Source organism: Streptomyces sp. TAA486 (assembly GCF_000426165.1).
On the sequence record NZ_KE384503.1, the window covers coordinates 1 to 17,858 of the forward strand.

Below are 17,858 nucleotides of genomic sequence, written 5' to 3' on the forward strand. Positions count from 1 at the left end.
CCCCGCACAGCCCGATGAGCAGGACGAATGCTCCGTACCGCGCGGTGGGACCCTCTGCTGTCAGGGCGCCGACTCCCAGCACCATCGCACCCACGAACGTGGCAACCGCGAACACGGCACGCGGCAGGCCGAGCACGGTGCGCCAGCCGGGCCGGATCGGGTGTGCCGCCCGTCGCGGCAACGTCGCGGCGGCCCGCCGGTCGACCCGCCGCACCCGCCGCTCCAGCAGCGACTGAGCCAGCACCAAGCCCCCCACCACGGCGGTCACGACCAGCAGCGACCAGTGCCGGTACGCCCCGGACCCGTCAACCGTGGGACCGGGAGGCCGGGTGAAGCTGTAGATGAGGGCGACCGCGATGATGAAGGCGGCCAGCAGGACACTCGAGGCCAGACGCGCACCTCGCCGGGCTGCCAGACGCGTGGCCAGCAACGGTGTCGGCCGGACGTCGGTCAGGCCGTGCACGGCCAACCACACGCTGGCCCCTTTCAAGTCCGCCGGACGCACCGACTGGTCAGTCATCCGCCGACCTCCTTCACCATGAGGCTTCATGTCGCAACTCTTGTCTCAGCATGCTGCGTCAAGAGTTGCGACAAGTCAACGGGCAACAGGTACATGGCAGGCGGCGTCGATCCCACGCCGACCCGTCGGAAGTCGATCAGCAACAGAGGTCCGCAGCACCGTTACGGGGACTCGCAACTACCCGAGGGCTCAGGAACGAAGGGAACTCCGAAGCCGCTGCAGTACAGCAGCGATGTACAGCAACCACCGCACCTCTGCCGGACTTGCGGAGCTGTGGCGGCCCGCCGCGATTCCCACGGCACTGTCGGGTGATCTCGCGTCCTTGTCGCAGAAGAGCGTTTCCTACCGGGTGGACGGCGCGACGTGGTTCGCGTGGAACGACAGTGGTGGCCAGTCCGTCCAGTGGTACGTCACCGACGGCGGCCGGGCACTGCCAGGGCGCGACCCGCGCGGACGCCACCGGACGCACGCGGAGGAGTACGCGTCCGCAGCCTGCTCCATCGCGACCTCTCCGAACAGGCAGCGCAGCAACGCTTGTTGGAGAGCAGCGGAGAGCAGCAGACAGGCTCTTCGGCGCCTCGAACCAGCCATACGGCCAACGTTAGGCTGCTTGTACGGTCAGGACGTGGAAGCCTGATCAGGGGCGCGCGATGCCAGGAGGTTTTGCAGTGAGGGCCTTGGAGCCGGGGGATCCACGTTCCGTTGGCGATTACCGGTTATTGAGCCGCCTGGGCGCAGGCGGCATGGGCCAGGTCTTCCTCGGGATGTCCCCAGGTGGGCGGCGGGTCGCGGTCAAGGTGGTGCATCCCGAGCTGGTTCAGCAGTCGGAGTTCCACTCCCGGTTCCGCCGGGAGGTTCTGGCCAACCGGCTGGTGAGCGGGGCATACACCGCCCCGGTGGTCGATTCGGACCCCTACGCGCCTACCCCGTGGCTGGTGACCAGCTATGTTCCCGGACCATCACTGCGGCAAGCCGTTTCCGACCTCGGGCCGTTCCCTCCGGCGACGGTGCTGGCCCTTGCGGCGGCACTGGCCGAGGCCCTGACCTCGATCCACGACGCGGGCCTTGTGCACCGCGATCTCAAGCCCTCCAACGTGCTGCTCGCCGAGGACGGACCGCGGGTCATCGACTTCGGTATCGCGCGTATCAACGAGGCCAGCAGGATCACCAGAACGGGCATGATGATCGGCTCCCCGGGCTTCATGTCTCCCGAACAGGTCAACGGCGCAGAGATCACCCCGGCCAGCGACGTCTTCTCCCTTGGCACGGTTCTGGCCTTTGCGGCGACCGGCATCAATCCGTTCGGGGAAGGCCCGGCCCACGCGATGGGCTACCGAGCCGTCTACACGGAACCCGACCTCGAAGCCGTCAGTCCACCCGACCTGCGCAGTCTCATCGCCGACTGCCTGGCCAAGACCCCCGAAGAGCGCCCCGCCCCCAAGGACATCCTCATACGCGCCGGCTTCGCCCCGGGACTCACGACACTCCTCGACAACGAGGCCTGGCTGCCCGCCGCCAACCGCGTCCGCATCTCCGATCAGGCGGTAGCAGACGCCGACACCGTCACCAGAAACACCCCTGAGTCCTCCCTCGATGCTCCGGCGACTACAACGCCCCCGGCCAAGCCAGGTCCGGAGCCGCGACGCGGCCCCACTCGCCGCGCCGCACTGCTTTCCGCCTTTGGCCTCGTCGTCGCCGCTGGTATCCCCACCGGCCTCTACCTCACTCGCGAGCAGGGGCCCGAACCGATCGGGGCCTGGCCGCTCGACGAACGGTCAAAGGAGGCCGACAGCATCGGCGGCAACGACGGAAAGGTGTACGGGGTGCGCTGGGGAGAAGGGGACGGTGGGGCCCCGCTGTTCGACGGCCGGAGTGACATCGTCATCCCGGACAGGGTTGTCAGTACCGGGCCGGGCAAGGAATTCAGCGTCTCCGCGTGGGTGTACCTCAGCAAGACACTCGGCTCGTCCGCCACCGCTGTCAGCCAGTCCGCCGGCGACACCAACAACTTCTTTCTGCGATATTCGCCCGCAGCCGGCCGCTGGGCCTTCGCAGACAGGGATGGCGGTGCGACGTCCCGCGACCATCCCGAGATCTCGACCTGGACCCACCTCGTCGGCGTGCGTAAGGGCGACGAGTTGCACCTCTACGTCAACGGGGTCGAGCAGCGGTCCCACAAGGCGGCCACTCCCGCCGTCGGCACCCCCGCCGACAAGCTGTTCATCGGCCGCGCCCGTGGTGCCGACGGAAAAGCCACCGATTGGTTTCCCGGCAGCATCAAAGACGTCCAAGTCTTCAACAAGGCGCTCTCCCCCGACCAGATCAAGATTCTGGCGAAGTGAGTACGACAACCCGGCTCCGGTGTACCACCCGTAAGGATCGGCCTCGATCCGCAGGGGCCGCGGATGGCGCAGATCGGTGGCACGTTCTCCAGCAGCGGGCGCATGCGCGCGAGCAAGTCCGGCAGGACGGAGGCTGGTTCGCGATGTTTCTCGGGGTGGACGTTGTTGACGTACGAACGGAAGGCGACCTCGCCGTCGTCACTGACGTCGACGTCCGTGGGCAGCCACTGGAACTTCTCCGAGAACTCGTATTTCGAGTAGCGGTCCGTCGGGTTCCGCCAAGCCCGCTCGGGTGCCCCGCTGGCACGGCCCGGCTTCCGGTCGTCAGTTCGGGCAGCGCAGCACTCCAGGCGATGCGTACTGGGGAAACTTTCTCTGCATGTACACAGAAGTGCGGGAGCGAGCCGCCAACCTAGTGTGGGCGGCACATGTCGCTGAGCTGGGGGATCGCTCAGCGGCTGGATGGTGCCGCTGGCCAGTGTGCGACGCGTCCATCAGCCGACGTTGTTGCGCCAATCAGCCGGCCAGCGGTCCCATCACCCATCGGAACGCCCCTGATGGCGCACCTGGAGTTCAGTGATCCCCCTGCATGCGCTGGCGCAATTCATCACGCAGCTCTGGTGTGAGCGCGTGGCCGGCCCTCCCGACGAACCGAGCCATCTGGTAGCCGATCATTCCGGGGTCGGATTCCGGACTCGCAAAGGCCCCGAGCAGCGAACCGTCGCTGATGGACATCACGAAGAGGCTGCCTTCGGCCATGGTGATCACGGTTTGCCTGACGGTGCCGCCGTTCACCAACTCGGCAGCGCCGTCGGTGAGAGCCCCGAGGCCGGCAACGATGGCGCCCAGGTCTGTGGAGAGTTTCCGGTTCGCCCGACGTTCGTCGCCGGGCGGGACGTCCGCGTCACCGGAGTCGGAGGCCAGCAACGCCATCCCGTCCGACGCGACAACAACCACGGACAGGATGCCCGGCACCCCGTCGGCCAGGTGGCTCAACAGCCAGTGCAGATCACAGGCGTTCTTGCTCGCCTGGCCCGCAGCGCCGTCGGCTTGGCCGGAGTTGGTGTACGAGTTCAACGACCCGCTCCTCCTCTTGGGTTCTCGATCGCCATGTGCCCACTGGTTTCAGTCGTGCGGCTGTCCGCGAAGTGCCCCGGGCCGGGCCAACGCCCGCCGGGGCTGAGCCGGCCCTGAGTGTGGGGACCTCCGAACCCGCCCCTTCCGCCAACATGACCGACAACATCCGGAATTCTTGGTTCCGCACTCTGACGAGACGCCAACGACGTGAAGATCGGTTCCAGTTGAGCGAAACGATGACGGCGCACCAGAATCCCCGCTGTGCCGGCTCGCCCGGCACAAAGCCCCGGACCAGAGGCCCGGGGCTTCTTCGGAGGGCAGGCTCAACCCCCGCGGGGCGCACTCAGCGGAGGTTCAGCGGCTTGCCGTACTTGTGAGCCGTGGACAGGTACGGGAGGCCGAGCGTGCGGGGCGAGAAGGCCGCAGAGCCGGCGGCCGAGCCTTGGGGGAGGCGCCATACGGCGCCAAGGGAGGCGTTCTCGCCAGGGGATCCGACCGCGACGTCCGGTACACCGTCGCCGTTGCCGTCACCCGAGGCGACCGCCGCGCCGAAGGCGTCGCCCGCCTCGGCCACGCCCGGGACGCCGGACGTGTCCTGGTTCCACGTCACGGATGTGGCAGCGCCGTTGGTGTCGAGCAGCCCCAGAGCGCCGCCGCGGAGCAGCCAGGCGGCGCCCGCCCCCGCTCTGCTTCCGATGGCCTCACCGGGAGCGCCCGCGATCAGGTCGTCGCGGCCATCACGGTTCACGTCGGCGACGGCGAGGGCGGCGCCGAAGCGGTCGCCGTTCTCGGCCACGCCCGGGACGCCCGCCGTGTCCTGGTTGAGGGTCTCGGCGGGGCTGCCGAACGAGCCGTTCGCGCTTCCGTAGTGGACGTGGACGCTGCCTCCCTTGGCGACGTTCTCGGGGCCGCAGGGGTCGTCGATGTTCTCGTCGGCGATCTCACGGCACTCGCCGAGGGCCAGGTCGTCGTTGCCGTCGCCGTCGAAGTCGCCGGCGGCCAGGGCGGTCACGCCGGCATTGTCCGTGTTCCAGAAGTTGGCCATCTCGGACTGTTCGGCGTCCCACTTCCACAGGCGCACGTGGGACTGCGTGAAGGGCTCGTCCACGGTCCAGTACCCCACGGCCAGGTCCGCCGTGCCGTCGCTGTCGAAGTCGCCGGTGGTCAGGACGGGGGCACGGTCGCCCATGTGGTCGGTGACGACGGTCGTGATCATGCTGTCCTCACCCTGGATGACACGGGCGACGACCTTGTCCGTGCCGCCCACCACGATCTCCTTGTTGTCGTCGCCGGTCATCTCGGCCGCCACGACCGACTTGCCGTACGCGGCCGACGGCGACGGCCCGGTCATGGTCGTCGAGCCCGGTCCGGGCCCGTCCGTCGAGCCGCCTACGACGGTGACCATGCCTGCGTCCGTACCGCGGTCGGTGACGTCCTCACCGGGGGCACCGGCGAGCAGTTCCGCGATGCCGTCGCCGTTGAGGTCCACCAGGGCCACGGATGCGCCGAAGCGGTCGCCCGCCTCCGGGGTGCCGGGAACCTCGGAAGTGGCCTGGGTGACACGGATGCTTCCGTGCGCGCCGTCGCCCTTCGGGCCGCCCAGGACGACGTTCACGTACCCGGCCTTGGCCTTGCCGCCGACGGTCCCGTCCGGGACGCCGACGGCGACGTCCACGTAGCCGTCGCCGTTGAAGTCGCTCGGCGTGGTACCGGGTGCGGCAGCGGTGGCGCCGGACGGCAACACGAACCCGGCGGTGGCCGCAACGGCGGCTGCGACGGCATACGTCAGGATGCGGCGGCTGTGTGACACGGAGACTCCCCCTCGGTCGACGGTGTGGGGGGTTGTCAGGTGTGACCGTCGAAGGGCGTAGCTGGTTGTACGGAGTTCACCGGTGGTTGGCGCCGGGTTCAACGTTGGGCGGGCGCGGCCTCGATGTTGCGTGCGCCCGGGACCACGACGCGGTCGTCGCCGGGCCGGCCCTGCCCCGGAAGTCCGTGGTCGTGACCACTGACTCCTTTGGGACGCGATCGCCGTGCCGGCGACGGCTCCGGGAAGGTGCTGTCGACCGCACCTCCGTGGCCGTCACAGCCACATTGCGTCGCTCACGGATCCCAGGCTGGTGCCGGACAGGCGGCGGTGCAGGGTCATGGCCTGGTCCTCGGTCAGGGATGCGACGTGGTCGGCCGCGGCACGCAGAGGGTCGCCGTGGAGGTCGAGTTCCTCGGCCCTGTCGGTGGGCAGCAGACGGGGGGATTCGTAGGTCCAGCGGAGCAGTTCCGAGACGATGCGCTGCTTTCCGTGCTGTTGGGTGGCGAGTGCCGGGCGGTCGATGACGTAGCACCAGACCAGTTCCTTGAGCAGGTCGCAAGCGGCCCGGCGTTCGGCTGGGACGACGAGCCTGGCGCCGTAGCGGATCGCTGCCGGGCCTTCGACCGCCAGCTCTATGTCGCGGGTGAAGTGGTCGATCAAGTTGGCGGTCCGGGCGTTGACGGCGACATCGTCGTCATGGCGGCCGGCGTACGGACCCGGGACCGACAGCGCTTTGGCGATGTCGGCCAGCAGGTGCAGCGCCCCGTCCCGGTCGAAGGCGTCACCGGCGCGGCGGCGCTTGGCTTCCACGTAGTCCAGGAAGCGTTGCGTCTCACGCTCGGTGTCGCCGCCCGCGGCTCCCGGGGGCGGGAGGAGCGCGGCCAGCGGGATCAACCCGGTGCGGTAGAAGTCCTCCACGTCGTGGCAGGCGTATGTGACGTCGTCGGCCCAGTCCATCAACTGCTCCTCCACCGGCACCGCGTCGTCGCTGCGGCCCGCCCTCACCCACGCGAATGCCTGGCGGTCGACCGCGTAGACACCCCACTTGGTGTGGCGCGCGGGATCGCCGTCGCGCGGAGCGCGTTCCCAGGGGTACTTCGTCGCGGCGTCCAGGCAGGCCCGGGTCAGGTGCAGCCCGCGGTGCCCGGGGTACTTGTGGGCAGCGAGGAACGTGAGGATGTGCAGGGTCTGGGCGTTGCCCTCGAAGCTGTCGAGCACACCGCCCGCAAAGTGGAGTTCGTCCATCGTCGCCCGCAGCGCGGTCTCGCCGGCGTGGCCGAAGGGCGGGTGTCCGATGTCGTGGGCCATGCAGGCCGCCTCGACCAGCGCCGGGTTCGGGCCGCCGTAGCGGCGCTCCAGGCGCTCGGCCATCCGCCGGCCCAGCTGGGCGACCTTCATCGAGTGGGTCAGCCTGGTGTGATAGGCGCCGAGTTCACCGCTGGCGACGACCTGGCTCTTACCCGCGAGGGCGCGCCACTGCGTGGAGTACAGGATCCGGTCCACGTCGTGCTCGAATCCCGAGCGCTGTCCGTCGTCCGCGACCCGTCGGCGCAGGGAGTGCTGTTCCAGGTCGTCGTCGCTGTAGTGAGTCGGTCGCATGCCGGGATGGTAGTGCCGTACTCAAGGGCATTCAGCTGATCATGCGCCGACTCGGGCCGAGGCCGGCACCGGCCGACCGTTCCACCGACCTGCGAGGACCCGTTACGGTGCGGCCAACACGAGGGAAAGGGCGCAATGGCCGACTACGCAACGCACGTGCACAAGGCCGAGGAGCTGATCGCTGCCTTGAAGGGGGACAAGGAGTTGAGAGGCAGCATCCGCGGCCTGACGGGCGATCACATCGTCGGCGTCGCTCAAGTCGAAGCACTGCTGGCGCTCGCTGCCGCGATCAACGCCGGAAATGAGCGCCGCGACGAGGCGTGACGTCCGGGCCGTGGAAGGTCCGGTCATCGCCGAGAACGCCTTGGCCGGCTGTTGCCCGCGCCGGGATACTTCACGGATGGACAGGGACCGGACCGCCGACCTGGTTGTTGTTCCCGACGTCGTGGGAATGACGGTCGATGGCGGCGGACAGGCTGCTCACGAGGCCGGCTCGGGGCTGGCTCAACCGGACCCCGACGGGCCTCCGTTGGCGGCGCTGACAGTGACTGGCCTCGGGACGTCGCGGTTGTCGCCTTGCCGGTGGACGCGAAGAGCTGCGAAGCAAGTTCGTCTCCGTTGCTCCGACTCAACCCACGGCGCCGGAGCCGCTCCCTTCGAACGCCACCCGCAATTCACGGAGGCGGACCGCCAGGTGGAGACGCAGGGCGGAGTCCGGGGAGCGCCAGTCGTCGCCGAGCAGGGCCCCGATCCGGTCCAGGCGCTTGAGCAAGGTGTTCATGTGCACGTGCAGGGAGCGCGCGGTCCGGCTCAGGTTCCCGGAGTTGGCGAAGTAGGCGGCCGTCGTGGTGACCAGGTCGGTCGAGCGCCGCTGGTCGTACTCCAGGAGCGGCCCGAGGGAGTCGGTGAGGAACCGGTCCAGGTCGTGCGAGCGTTCAGGGTCGAAGACGAGTGCGTACATCGCGTGCTGCTGGGTGGTCGAGCCCCGGTCGGTCTCTCCCAGGGAGCGCATCACCTCGAGGCAGCGCTGTGTCAGCGTGAACGAGCGGGACCGCTCCTGCCCCTGGATGCGGTCGGCAACCACGAGTACGGGCGTGCCGAGCGTGTGCCGCAGTCGGTGGTGGATCGCGCCGGCCACGTCGTCCACGTCGTCGGCGCGCAACAGCATCGTGGCCCGGCCGAGGTACTCGCCCGCCAGTCCGGACCACTCGGGCGAGAGGGCATTCAGCTGCCGCACGACGTCGCTCGTGGACTTCCCGGGGCTGTCGGCCACCACGAGGACATTGAGGTGATCGACCTCGACTCCACGGGCGATTGCCCTGTCGCGCTGAGCAGGGTGGAGCGGCGGGCGTGACAGCAGTTCCAAGAGCAGCTCGCCACGGACCCGCTCCTCTGCCTCGACGCGGGCATCACGCATGAGGATCAATAGGCCCATGATCTGGGCCGAGCGCTCGAGCATGCGGATGTCCGGCGGCTCCGGCGCAGCGTGACGCGTCAGGGACAGTGAACCGAGGTGGCTGCCGCCGGCCTGGATGACCGCCACGCTGCGGACGGCCCCGTCGTCACCCTGCGCGGTGGCGCACCGCCCGGTCCTGCGCGCCGCCTCTAGCAGCTCCGGTGCCGGTTCCCGGCCGGTCTCCACCACGTCTCCTCCGGAGGAGCGGCTGGCGACGACTCTGTCGTCCCGGTCCAGGACGGTCACCATGCCCTGCAGGTGCTCGACCAGCACCTGCGCCAGGTCCCCGGGCCCGCCACCCGTCAGCACCACGTGAGTGAGTGCCTCGTGAACGGCCGCCGCCCGCTCCATCGTGGTGACCTGGTCCTCGATCGTGCGGTTCGCCTCCTGGAGCCGCTGCACCGAGACACGGCTCTCCTCGTAGAGCCGCGCGTTGTTGAGTGCGATCGCGGCGTGGTCGGCGAAGGCGCTGAAGAGGGCGACCTCGTCGTTCTCGAAGGGTCGTTCGGTGCGGTCGGCGGCGAAGAGGACTCCCACCGCGCGCTCGCCCACCAGCAGGGGTACGCCGAGCAGGGCCATGAGCCCCTCGCCGGCCACGAGCTGGTCGAACGTGGCGTTGTGGCGGAGGGTGCGGGCCTCACGGTAGTTGCTGACCCAGAAGGGGGCCTTGGACTCGATCACTCGCCCGCCCAGACCGGCCCCCGGAGGCATGCGCGCCGAGGAGAACTCCGGCGAGATGGTGCCTGCCGACGCGCTGAGGGTGAGGTTCCCCTCCGCGTCCAGGAGTGAGAGGTAGGCGAAGTCGCTGCCGATCAACTCGTGTGCGTGTCTGACGATCGACGGGAGGACCTCGTCGACCTCGCCGAGGGCGGCCAGCGACCGGGCCGTCGCGTACAGGCTGCTGAGCTCACGCTCGCGCCGCAGCCGGTACGAAGCCAGCTCGTCGTTGTCGGTGGCGCCCCGCGCGCCGGATTCCATGCGTGCCATCGATGCCCCCACGAAGGACCGGAGTGGAATATTCATACACCTTGGGGTCGCCAGGAGTGTATCCACTTTCCATCTCATGGAGCGCTTCCGCGGCCCTAGTCTCACCCCACGCCACACGGTCGTGATGCGCGTCGCAGGCGCCTGTCACACGGGCAGTGACGACGTACGAGGGAGAGGCGGGCCAGGCGGAGTTCGGTTCCCGCGACGAATTCGCGATGGTCACCGGCTCCGCGGGCGGACCCCTGGCGATCCCACGTCCGCTCCTCCGCCGGTAACGGCCGCTCGATACCCGAAGAGGCCGGCCGGCCGACGTCCGCCCATCAACTCCTCCCCAACTCCTAGGGACACCGCATGACTTCATCCGCGCAAGCGCACGTCGACGGCGGCGGCGCTGCTCCCGCCCCGGCTGCCGAGCGTCGCGCCTCCCGGAAACTCCTCGCCGCCGGGCTGATCGGCAGCTCGATCGAGTGGTACGACTTCTTCCTGTACGGCATGGCGGCGGCACTGGCCTTCCCGCACGTCTTCTTTCCCGACTCGTCCCCCCTCATGGGCACCTTGCTGTCCTTCAGCACGTTCTGGGCCGGTTTCGTGGCCAGGCCCCTCGGCGGGCTCCTCGCGGGTCACTTCGGTGACAAGTACGGCCGCAAGCCCACGGTCGTGGTCTGCCTCGTCGGAATGACGGCCGCGACCTTCCTCATCGGCTGCCTGCCGAGCGCCGCGACCATCGGCGTACTCGCTCCGACCCTGCTGGTGGTGCTGCGCTTCCTCCAGGGGATCGCGGCGGGCGGCCAGTGGGGCGGAATCGCGCTTCTCCTCACGGAGTCGGCCGCTCCGAAACGTCGCGGGTTCGCGGGCACTTTCGGTCAGACGAGCGTCCCGGTAGCCGTCATCATCGCCAACCTGGTCCTCATCGCGGCCAGCACCCTCGTGCCGAGCGATGCCTTCCTGAGCTGGGGCTGGCGCATCCCGTTCCTGCTCAGCGCCGTGATGTTCCCCGTTGTTCTCTACATTCAGACGAAGGTCGAGGACACCCCGGACTTCCGGAAGCTGCAGGACGAGGCGGCGCGGAAGCAGCAGGCGACCGTGGTGCGGGCACCCCTGAACGAGGCCGTACGCCGGAACTGGGGCCGCATCCTTCTCGGCTGCGGCACCCTTTCGGCCACGAACAGCCTCTTCTACGTCAGCATCACCGGCCTGCTGAGCTACGGCACGACCACGCTCCACATGGAGCGGAACTCGCTGCTGATGGTCACCCTGCTGAGCTCCGCGCTGATGACGGTGGTCCTCCCCATCTCGGGACACCTGTCGGACAAGTTCGGCCGACGGATCTTGATCCTCGTGGGCGGACTCGGCGTAGCAGCCTGGGCGTTCCCCTACTTCGCGCTGGTGGGGACGAAGTCGGCACCGTTGATCTTCGTCGCGGTCGCCGTCGGGTTCCTCTTCCAGGGACTGACCTACGGCCCGGCGGCCGCCTTCCTCGGTGAGCTCTTCGCGCCGAACGTCCGGTACTCCGGCGCCTCCCTCGCCTACCAGCTCTCGGCCATCGTCGTCAGCGGCGGCACACCGATCCTGATGACCGCCGTCATCGCGGAGACCGGGACGACCACTCTGGTCGCGGTCTACATCGCTCTCATGGGCCTCATCACCTTCGTCAGCGCCTGGTTCCTGCCCGAGACGAACCCTGTGGAGGTGCGCCGGGACCCCGACGCCCTTCCCGGAGCGCACCTCTACCGCTGACCGGTCGGCTGGCCCACACCACGAACGATGAAGAGGGACTGCACATGTTCACTCCGGAAGTTGGATTCCCACTCGGCGACATCCCCGGGACGTATGCGGCCGAACGCCCGGACGCCGTCGCGGTGCGCGCGGACGACGAGGAGCTGACCTGGGGACAGCTGTACCGGGCGAGCAATTCCGTCGCGCACGGTCTCAAGCTGTCCGGTGTCGAGCGGGGACGCATCGTCGCGCTGATGTTGCCGAACGGCCTGGACGTCGTGGTGGCGGCCTTCGCCTGTCTCAAGATCGGCGCCCTCCCGCAGCCGCTCTCGACCGCTCTCGCACCCGCCGAGGAGCGGGCGATCCTCGAGCTGTCCGATCCCGCGGCCGTGGTCGGTCTCGAGGACGGTGTGCCACTGGGTGACGGCCGATTCCGGTCCACGACCGTCGCGAGGCTGCGCCAAGTCGGCGGCGCGGTCGCGGAGTTCGCAACGGAGATCGGTCCGTCGTGGAAGGCGCCGACCTCGGGAGGATCCACCGGCAGGCCGAAGATCATCCTTTCGGGTTCGCCAGGTACGTTCAACGCCTTCGATACGGAGGCCTGGGGCTTGAGGAGCGGTGAGCAGGCACTCATCACGGCGCCGGTCCACCACAACGCGCCGTTCTCGACGGCCATGACGACCCTCTACAACGGCGGCACGGTCACCCTCCTGGGCAAGTTCGACGCCGAGCGGGTACTGGCCGAGATCGATCGGCACGCGATCACCTGGGTGTACCTGGTGCCGACCATGATGCGTCGCATCCTGGCGCTGCCCGAGCAGACCCGGGAAAGCTACGACCTCTCCTCGCTGGTGTCGGTCTGGCACTGCGCGGAACCGTGTCCGCCCGCGATCAAGCAGGCGTGGATCGACTGGCTGGGGGCGGAGAAGATCTGGGAGCTCTACGCCGGAACCGAGGCCCAGGCCGGGTGCACCATCTCGGGCACGGAATGGCTCCGGCACCGCGGCTCGGTGGGCAGCGTGACCTGGGGTGAAATCAAGATCGTGGCGCTCGACGGCACGCCCGTCACCGAGCCCGGAGTCACCGGTGAGGTCTTCATGCGTGTCGTTCCGGGCAACCCGCCCACCTTCCGCTACATCGGTGCCGAGCTGAAGGAGATCGACGGATGGTCGACCCTCGGCGACATCGGCGAGTTCGACGAGGACGGTTACCTCTACCTGCACGACCGCCGCTCGGACATGCTTCTGGTCGGCGGCGTCAACGTCTATCCCGCCGAGATCGAGAGTGCACTCGCCGAGCACCCCGACGTCCTGTCCAGTGCGGTCATCGGGCTGCCGGACGCCGACCGCGGCAACCGGATCCACGCCATCGTGCAGATCGAACCAGGGGGCACGACCACGGCCGAGGAGATCAACTCCTTCCTCACCACCAGGTTGTCGCCCCACAAGCGGCCCAGGTCGGTCGAGCTCGTCGACACCCCGCTGCGCAGCGCGGCAGGCAAGGTGAGGCGCTCCGCGCTACGAGCCGAGCGCCTGGCCGACGCCGGGGCGGCGCGCTGACCGGCCGGCGCCGGCTCCCTCAGCGGGCCGGCGCCGACTCGGACCGCTCCACTACCAAGGCCCAGGTCACAGATCCGGAGGCTCACTTGGAGCGAAGGGAGGCCGTCAGCCGACCTTGCCGATGATGCGTTCCATTTCTTCACGCCCAAAGGCCCGCAGAGTCGTCGTACGGACGTTGCCCACTCCGCCGAGCTGCAGGAACAACGCGGTGGCCGTTTCGTCGTCGGGAGCCTCGACGACGGCCACGAGGTCGTACGGGCCGACGGTCCAGTAGATGTCCAGGAGCTTCGCCCCGAGCTTCTGTGCTGCTGCGCCGAATGCCTCCGCCCTCTTCGCGGTGTCCTTGTAATTCCCGATCCCTTGGTCGGTCCAGTTCAGCAAAGTGACAAACTTCGGCATGCACTTTCCCTTTCGCGAGGGAACACATCACGAGGACAATCCTGGCCGTCGGAACTCGAGCCTGCATGAGGTACGCGCCCGAACGAGGAATACGGGCGGCCACAGATGGTTGATCAGAAAAGTCGGAACGGAAACCGTCCGACACGACGGAGGAACGCGGGGCCGATCCGTCCCCGGCACGCAAAAACGGCCCCCTTGGCGCAGGGGGCCGTTTTTGCTGTTGTGGGCTCGATATGACCACAGCCGGTTTCCGGTGATCGACCGTTACCGGCGTCGCTCTTCGGTGTACGACGCAACGACGTGGAAGCCGCGGTCCGCCAGCACTCCGTCCGAGTTGTACGTCTGAATGAACAGACAGTTCCTGGTGTCGGCGCGGCCCACGACGGTGATCTCACCGGGATCCGAGTCCCCCACGTTGCCGGGAAGCCCGATGCTCGCGACGTAGGTGCCGTTCGTGATCGGCACCTTGAAGCAGACCTGGTAGGTACCGATGAGCTGGTTGACCCTGGTGGCCGACGCGGCACCGAAGCTCTGGCCCCTTACGAGGCTCGCGTTGTCCCTCACGACGGCCCGCACGACCTTCTGGTGCTTCCTCTTTTCCTGCCCGCTGAGCCCCTTGGCGGGCGTCTTCGCGGCATTCGAGGTCTTCGTGTTCGCCGAGTTCGCCGAGTTCGGCGGGACCGGCTTCACCGGGCCGGCTGATTTCACCGAGTCCGCAGCGGAGTCGGCGGGAGTGCTTCCCTGGGCGGCCGCGGGCGAAGCGATGAGAAGGCCGGTGATCAAGGTTCCGGCCACTGTCGAAACACCTCTTGCGGCCCAAGTGATGCGCTTGGACCGGCCATTGAAGCGTCGTGGAGTCCTGACGTCGAATCCCATTCCTGCGCTCCTGCTCTATCGAGTGCGAATGTCACCCAGAAAAGGCGAGGGTGGCTTGCTTCCAGGCCGCCTTCGGCACGAACCTCATGTATGAGATTTCCCGGCGAACAGATCTTTGGGAGTCACTCGGGATTGGTTGACGACCCCCAACCGATGGGGCGCAGCGACCTGTTTCTGATTTGACAAATTCCGCGAGTGCTGTATTCGATATCAGAAAATCTGAGTTATCACCCGCGCGGGCCCTTGAACTACCCCGGATGGGCAGCGCGGCCGGCTCTCTCCACAGCCCGGCTCCAGAGCCGTGAGCGCAGACTGAACAGGCGCGCCGCCGTCCGCTATGTGTCTCGCCGACGCGAGCGCGGCGACCAACCGATCACGCGTTGGGCGCGAGAGCAGTCGAAGCCTCCAGCGTGACCGGTGACGGGTGCCCGCAGCCCGGTGCCGGGGCTGTACTCGGCGAGGAGCTGTTCGGTCGGGCGCGTGACGAGGGTGTCGTTCGCGGTGATGAGCAGGGTCTGGTACGCGTCGTACCCGTCCCGTGGCTCCAGGGCGAGCAGGCAGGCACGGGCAGCGTCCTCAAGGTCGACGTAGCCCCAGAGATTCCGCGCTCCTTCCTCCTCCGAGATGCCGTCGACGAGTCGGCGCACCTCGGCACGGGTGAGGATCCAGTGGAAGCGCAGAGCGGTCACGGTCATGCCGCGGCGGGCGTACATCTGACCCATCCGTTCCATGAAGTCCTTGGTCAACGCGTAAGGGTCGACGTACTGCAGGGGACTGTCCTCGTCCACGGGGACGTAGGGCTGCGTCAGCGGCTCCGGTGACCACGCCGTCCCGTAGATCGACCCGCTCGAAGCCAGAACCGCCGTGCGGACCCCGGCGGTCCACGCTTCCTCCAACGCATTGAAGGTGGACATGGTGTTGGCATGCACCAGATCCGCAGGCACGACCCCTTCCGGACTCGGGATCCCGGCGCAGTGGATGATCGCGTCGGCCGATTCCAGGGACCGGGCCACCGCGTGCCGGTCGAGCAGATCGACCGAACCGCCCGCCCCACCCGCGACATCGGCCTCGACGACGTCATGACCTGCGGCCGACAACTGCCGGCAGACCTCGGCACCGAGCCTGCCACGCGCCCCGCTCACCCACACGCGCATGCGGGCAGACTAGGGGCTCAGGCCCCACCTCTTGCCCGTTCAACCGGCTTTTCGCCAACTCGGCCTTCCCTGGCGCCCGTTCCGATGCCGGCAGCTTCAGCCAGCCACAGTTCCTTGTCGGCCGCGGACAACCGGTGGCTCTGAGGCGTGGGTCTCGTCCCGTCGAGCGGACGAGAATTCGGAGGAGATCCGCGCAGCGATGCGGAACACTCAGGCTGACCGATGAGTTCTGCCAGGCATGCCGGTCTTCACCGGTGTCCACAACCACGTTCGTACCGACGGCCCCTGGCCGCGAAACGACTGTGACCTGAACCACGACGAGGTGCTTCCATGTCAGCTGCGATCCAGGAAAGACCGGCCGTGCGGGCGGGCCGCACACCGACGGTGGTGCGGCTGCTGGTACTGGCCACGTTCGTGGTGATCCTCAACGAGACCATCATGATCAACGCGATTCCGCGACTGATGGATTCGTTGCACATCACCGAACAGTCGGCGCAGTGGTTGACCACCGCGTTCATGCTCACCATGGCCGGTGTGATTCCGATCACCGGCTGGTTCCTGCAACGGGTCACCACGCGCCAGGCCTACGCGATAGCGATGGGCGTGTTCCTCGCGGGTACCGCCCTGTCGGCCGCCGCGCCGTCCTTCGAGGTGCTGCTGCTGGGCCGGATCGTGCAGGCCGCGGGCACAGCCGTGATGATGCCCCTGCTGATGACCTCATTGATGATCGTGGTGCCGGAGCAGGACCGCGGCCGGGTGATGGGCAACGTCACCCTGGCGATCTCGGTGGCGCCCGCGCTCGGCCCCGCCGTGTCCGGGCTGATCCTGCAGGTCGGCTCCTGGCGGATGCTGTTCCTGGTCGTCCTGCCGATCGCGGCTCTGGTGACCTTCTTCGGTCTGCGCAAGGTGGAGAACATCAGCGACCCGCAGGTGAGCTCCATCGACTGGCTCAGCGTGGGCGTGGCGGCACTCGGCTTCGGCGGCCTGGTGTACGGCCTGAGCCTCTTCGGTGACAGCGACGGCAGAGTCGGGCTCGGCATCGGCATCGTCAGCGCCGGGGCCGCGACGATCGCGGTCTTCGTGATCCGCCAGCTCAAGCTGCAACGGACCGGTACGCCTCTGATGGACCTGCGCATCCTCGGGCACCGCACGTACACCCTGTCCCTGGTCCTCATGTCCATCGGGTTCATGGCGATGCTCGGATCGATGATCCTGTTGCCGCTGTACCTGCAGAACCTGCGCGGGCTGACCCCGCTGGAGACCGGCATGCTGGTCATGCCGGGCGGTCTGGCCATGGGACTCCTGGGGCCGACCGTCGGAAAGCTCTTCGACCGATTCGGCAGCCGGCCGCTGGTTCTGCCGGGCTCGGTCGCCATGCTGCTCGCCCTCGCCGGGTTCACCCAGGTCTCGATGACGATGCCGTACTGGCAGGTGCTGGGGCTGCACGCGCTGCTGATGGTGAGCCTGGCGGCGACGTTCACCCCGGTCTTCACGCTTGGCCTGGGCGGACTTCCCCCGCACCTGTACTCGCACGGCAGCTCCATGCTCGGCACGCTGCAGCAGGTCGCCGCGGCGTTCGGGACCGCGCTTGTGGTGACTTTGATGTCCGCTCGCACCAGCCACCTGGTCGCCGACGGCGTCGCCGCCGTGCCGGCGCAGGTGAGCGGGATGAAGCTGGCCTTCGGCGTCGCGACTGCCTTCGCCCTGGTGACGATCTTCCTCGCGGTAAAGCTGCCTCACCGCGTCCCGGGCGCCGGCACCGAGGACCACGGCAGCGCCGAAACGGTCCCTCCCGCCGATAAGGCTGCCGTCCAGGAGCAGGGTGTAACGACGGTGAAGGCCGATGAGGGTGCCTGATGGGCCGCCGACAGGTTCCGGGCAATGACTGAGGACTGGCGAAAAGACCGGATCGGCAGCGCTCTTCGGGGTGAGAACCCCACGGTCCTGCGGCGCCTTACGGCAGGATTCGCGGTGATCGGCGACGTCCAGTTCCTACCGGGGTACTCGGTTCTCCTGGTGGACGACCCAGCCGTTGAACGGCTCTCGGACCTGCCGAGGCAGAAGCGTCTGACCTTCCTGTCCGACATGGACAACCTCGGCGAAGCCATCGAGCGAGCGTGCCGGCGCACGGATCCGGCGTTCCGGCGAGTCAACCTGGAGATCCTGGGCAACACCGACGGCTTCCTGCACGCACATGTCTGGCCGCGATTCGACTGGGAACCAAGCGAGTTGGTGGGGGTGCCCGTCTGGCTCTACCCCGGAGACCGGTGGAGCGACGAGCGATTCCGGCTCGGCCCTGAGCAGGACGGTCTCCGCGAGGCGATCGGCCAAGAGCTGGACCAGCTGTACGTCCAGTGAGCCGC

14 protein-coding genes and 1 pseudogene are annotated in these 17,858 nt (G+C 68.2%); 6 read left to right on the forward strand and 9 right to left on the reverse strand.

What is annotated here, in order from left to right; all coding sequences use genetic code 11:
* The coding region (locus tag I004_RS0127795) for a hypothetical protein (RefSeq protein ID WP_037978254.1) at positions 1–520 on the reverse strand (520 nt) is incomplete at its 3' end.
* Between the two features lie 719 nt (positions 521–1,239).
* On the opposite strand from I004_RS0127795, the gene I004_RS0127800 reads away from it, so the two are divergent.
* Positions 1,240–2,862, forward strand: coding sequence for a protein kinase domain-containing protein (locus I004_RS0127800; protein ID WP_486580495.1), 1,623 nt, complete (start codon positions 1,240–1,242; stop codon positions 2,860–2,862).
* A gap of 21 nt (positions 2,863–2,883) precedes the next feature.
* Here the strand turns inward: I004_RS0127800 and I004_RS38665 are convergent.
* From I004_RS38665 to I004_RS0127820, 4 genes and pseudogenes are all read right to left on the reverse strand, one after another.
* Positions 2,884–3,164: pseudogene (locus I004_RS38665) on the reverse strand (DUF4246 family protein); the annotation flags it as partial.
* A gap of 271 nt (positions 3,165–3,435) precedes the next feature.
* On the reverse strand, positions 3,436–3,939 hold the full coding sequence (locus I004_RS0127810; RefSeq protein ID WP_028438162.1) for a roadblock/LC7 domain-containing protein: 504 nt from the start codon (positions 3,937–3,939) through the stop codon (positions 3,436–3,438).
* Between the two features lie 343 nt (positions 3,940–4,282).
* The gene (locus I004_RS0127815; RefSeq protein WP_051345519.1) at positions 4,283–5,749 is read right to left on the reverse strand and encodes an integrin alpha; all 1,467 of its coding nucleotides are present in this window, start codon (positions 5,747–5,749) and stop codon (positions 4,283–4,285) included.
* Positions 5,750–6,022: 273 nt separating this feature from the next.
* Positions 6,023–7,348 carry a dGTP triphosphohydrolase gene (locus I004_RS0127820; protein ID WP_051345520.1) on the reverse strand — a complete coding sequence of 442 codons (1,326 nt, stop codon included), beginning with the start codon at positions 7,346–7,348 and terminating at the stop codon, positions 6,023–6,025.
* A 135-nt stretch (positions 7,349–7,483) separates the two neighbouring features.
* Here I004_RS0127820 and I004_RS0127825 point away from each other — a divergent pair, with 135 nt between their 5' ends.
* Complete coding sequence (locus I004_RS0127825) at positions 7,484–7,672, forward strand: hypothetical protein (protein WP_028438165.1); 189 nt, start codon at positions 7,484–7,486, stop codon at positions 7,670–7,672.
* Between the two features lie 304 nt (positions 7,673–7,976).
* Here the strand turns inward: I004_RS0127825 and I004_RS0127830 are convergent, their stop codons facing one another.
* Positions 7,977–9,791, reverse strand: a complete 1,815-nt coding sequence (locus I004_RS0127830) for a GAF domain-containing protein (RefSeq protein ID WP_028438166.1) — start codon at positions 9,789–9,791, stop codon at positions 7,977–7,979.
* A gap of 351 nt (positions 9,792–10,142) precedes the next feature.
* On the opposite strand from I004_RS0127830, the gene I004_RS0127840 reads away from it, so the two are divergent.
* Both I004_RS0127840 and I004_RS0127845 read left to right on the forward strand, forming a co-directional pair.
* Positions 10,143–11,528 carry an MFS transporter gene (locus I004_RS0127840; RefSeq protein WP_028438167.1) on the forward strand — a complete coding sequence of 462 codons (1,386 nt, stop codon included), beginning with the start codon at positions 10,143–10,145 and terminating at the stop codon, positions 11,526–11,528.
* A 44-nt stretch (positions 11,529–11,572) separates the two neighbouring features.
* Complete coding sequence (locus I004_RS0127845; protein ID WP_028438168.1) at positions 11,573–13,066, forward strand: AMP-binding protein; 1,494 nt, start codon at positions 11,573–11,575, stop codon at positions 13,064–13,066.
* 105 nt (positions 13,067–13,171) lie between these two features.
* Here I004_RS0127845 and I004_RS0127850 read toward each other — a convergent pair whose 3' ends face one another.
* From I004_RS0127850 to I004_RS36560, 3 genes are all read right to left on the reverse strand, one after another.
* Positions 13,172–13,465, reverse strand: a complete 294-nt coding sequence (locus I004_RS0127850) for a GYD domain-containing protein (protein ID WP_028438169.1) — start codon at positions 13,463–13,465, stop codon at positions 13,172–13,174.
* Positions 13,466–13,729: 264 nt separating this feature from the next.
* Positions 13,730–14,260, reverse strand: coding sequence for a hypothetical protein (locus I004_RS37780; RefSeq protein WP_051345521.1), 531 nt, complete (start codon positions 14,258–14,260; stop codon positions 13,730–13,732).
* Positions 14,261–14,676: 416 nt separating this feature from the next.
* Positions 14,677–15,495 carry an NAD-dependent epimerase/dehydratase family protein gene (locus I004_RS36560; protein ID WP_051345522.1) on the reverse strand — a complete coding sequence of 273 codons (819 nt, stop codon included), beginning with the start codon at positions 15,493–15,495 and terminating at the stop codon, positions 14,677–14,679.
* Positions 15,496–15,825: 330 nt separating this feature from the next.
* Here I004_RS36560 and I004_RS36565 point away from each other — a divergent pair, with 330 nt between their 5' ends.
* Positions 15,826–17,352 carry an MDR family MFS transporter gene (locus I004_RS36565; RefSeq protein WP_078511876.1) on the forward strand — a complete coding sequence of 509 codons (1,527 nt, stop codon included), beginning with the start codon at positions 15,826–15,828 and terminating at the stop codon, positions 17,350–17,352.
* Positions 17,353–17,376: 24 nt separating this feature from the next.
* Positions 17,377–17,853, forward strand: a complete 477-nt coding sequence (locus tag I004_RS0127870) for a hypothetical protein (protein WP_028438170.1) — start codon at positions 17,377–17,379, stop codon at positions 17,851–17,853.
* Positions 17,854–17,858 lie beyond the last annotated feature (5 nt).

Excerpts from the sequence above, each read along its gene's own strand:
- I004_RS0127820 (WP_051345520.1), bottom strand. The coding sequence starts at position 7,348 with ATGCGACCGACTCACTACAGCGACGACGACCTGGAACAGCACTCCCTG.
- I004_RS0127825 (WP_028438165.1), top strand. The coding sequence starts at position 7,484 with ATGGCCGACTACGCAACGCACGTGCACAAGGCCGAGGAGCTGATCGCT.
- I004_RS0127830 (WP_028438166.1), bottom strand. The coding sequence starts at position 9,791 with ATGGCACGCATGGAATCCGGCGCGCGGGGCGCCACCGACAACGACGAG.
- I004_RS0127840 (WP_028438167.1), top strand. The coding sequence starts at position 10,143 with ATGACTTCATCCGCGCAAGCGCACGTCGACGGCGGCGGCGCTGCTCCC.
- I004_RS0127845 (WP_028438168.1), top strand. The coding sequence starts at position 11,573 with ATGTTCACTCCGGAAGTTGGATTCCCACTCGGCGACATCCCCGGGACG.
- I004_RS0127850 (WP_028438169.1), bottom strand. The coding sequence starts at position 13,465 with ATGCCGAAGTTTGTCACTTTGCTGAACTGGACCGACCAAGGGATCGGG.
- I004_RS36560 (WP_051345522.1), bottom strand. The coding sequence starts at position 15,495 with ATGCGCGTGTGGGTGAGCGGGGCGCGTGGCAGGCTCGGTGCCGAGGTC.
- I004_RS36565 (WP_078511876.1), top strand. The coding sequence starts at position 15,826 with ATGTCAGCTGCGATCCAGGAAAGACCGGCCGTGCGGGCGGGCCGCACA.
- I004_RS0127870 (WP_028438170.1), top strand. The coding sequence starts at position 17,377 with ATGACTGAGGACTGGCGAAAAGACCGGATCGGCAGCGCTCTTCGGGGT.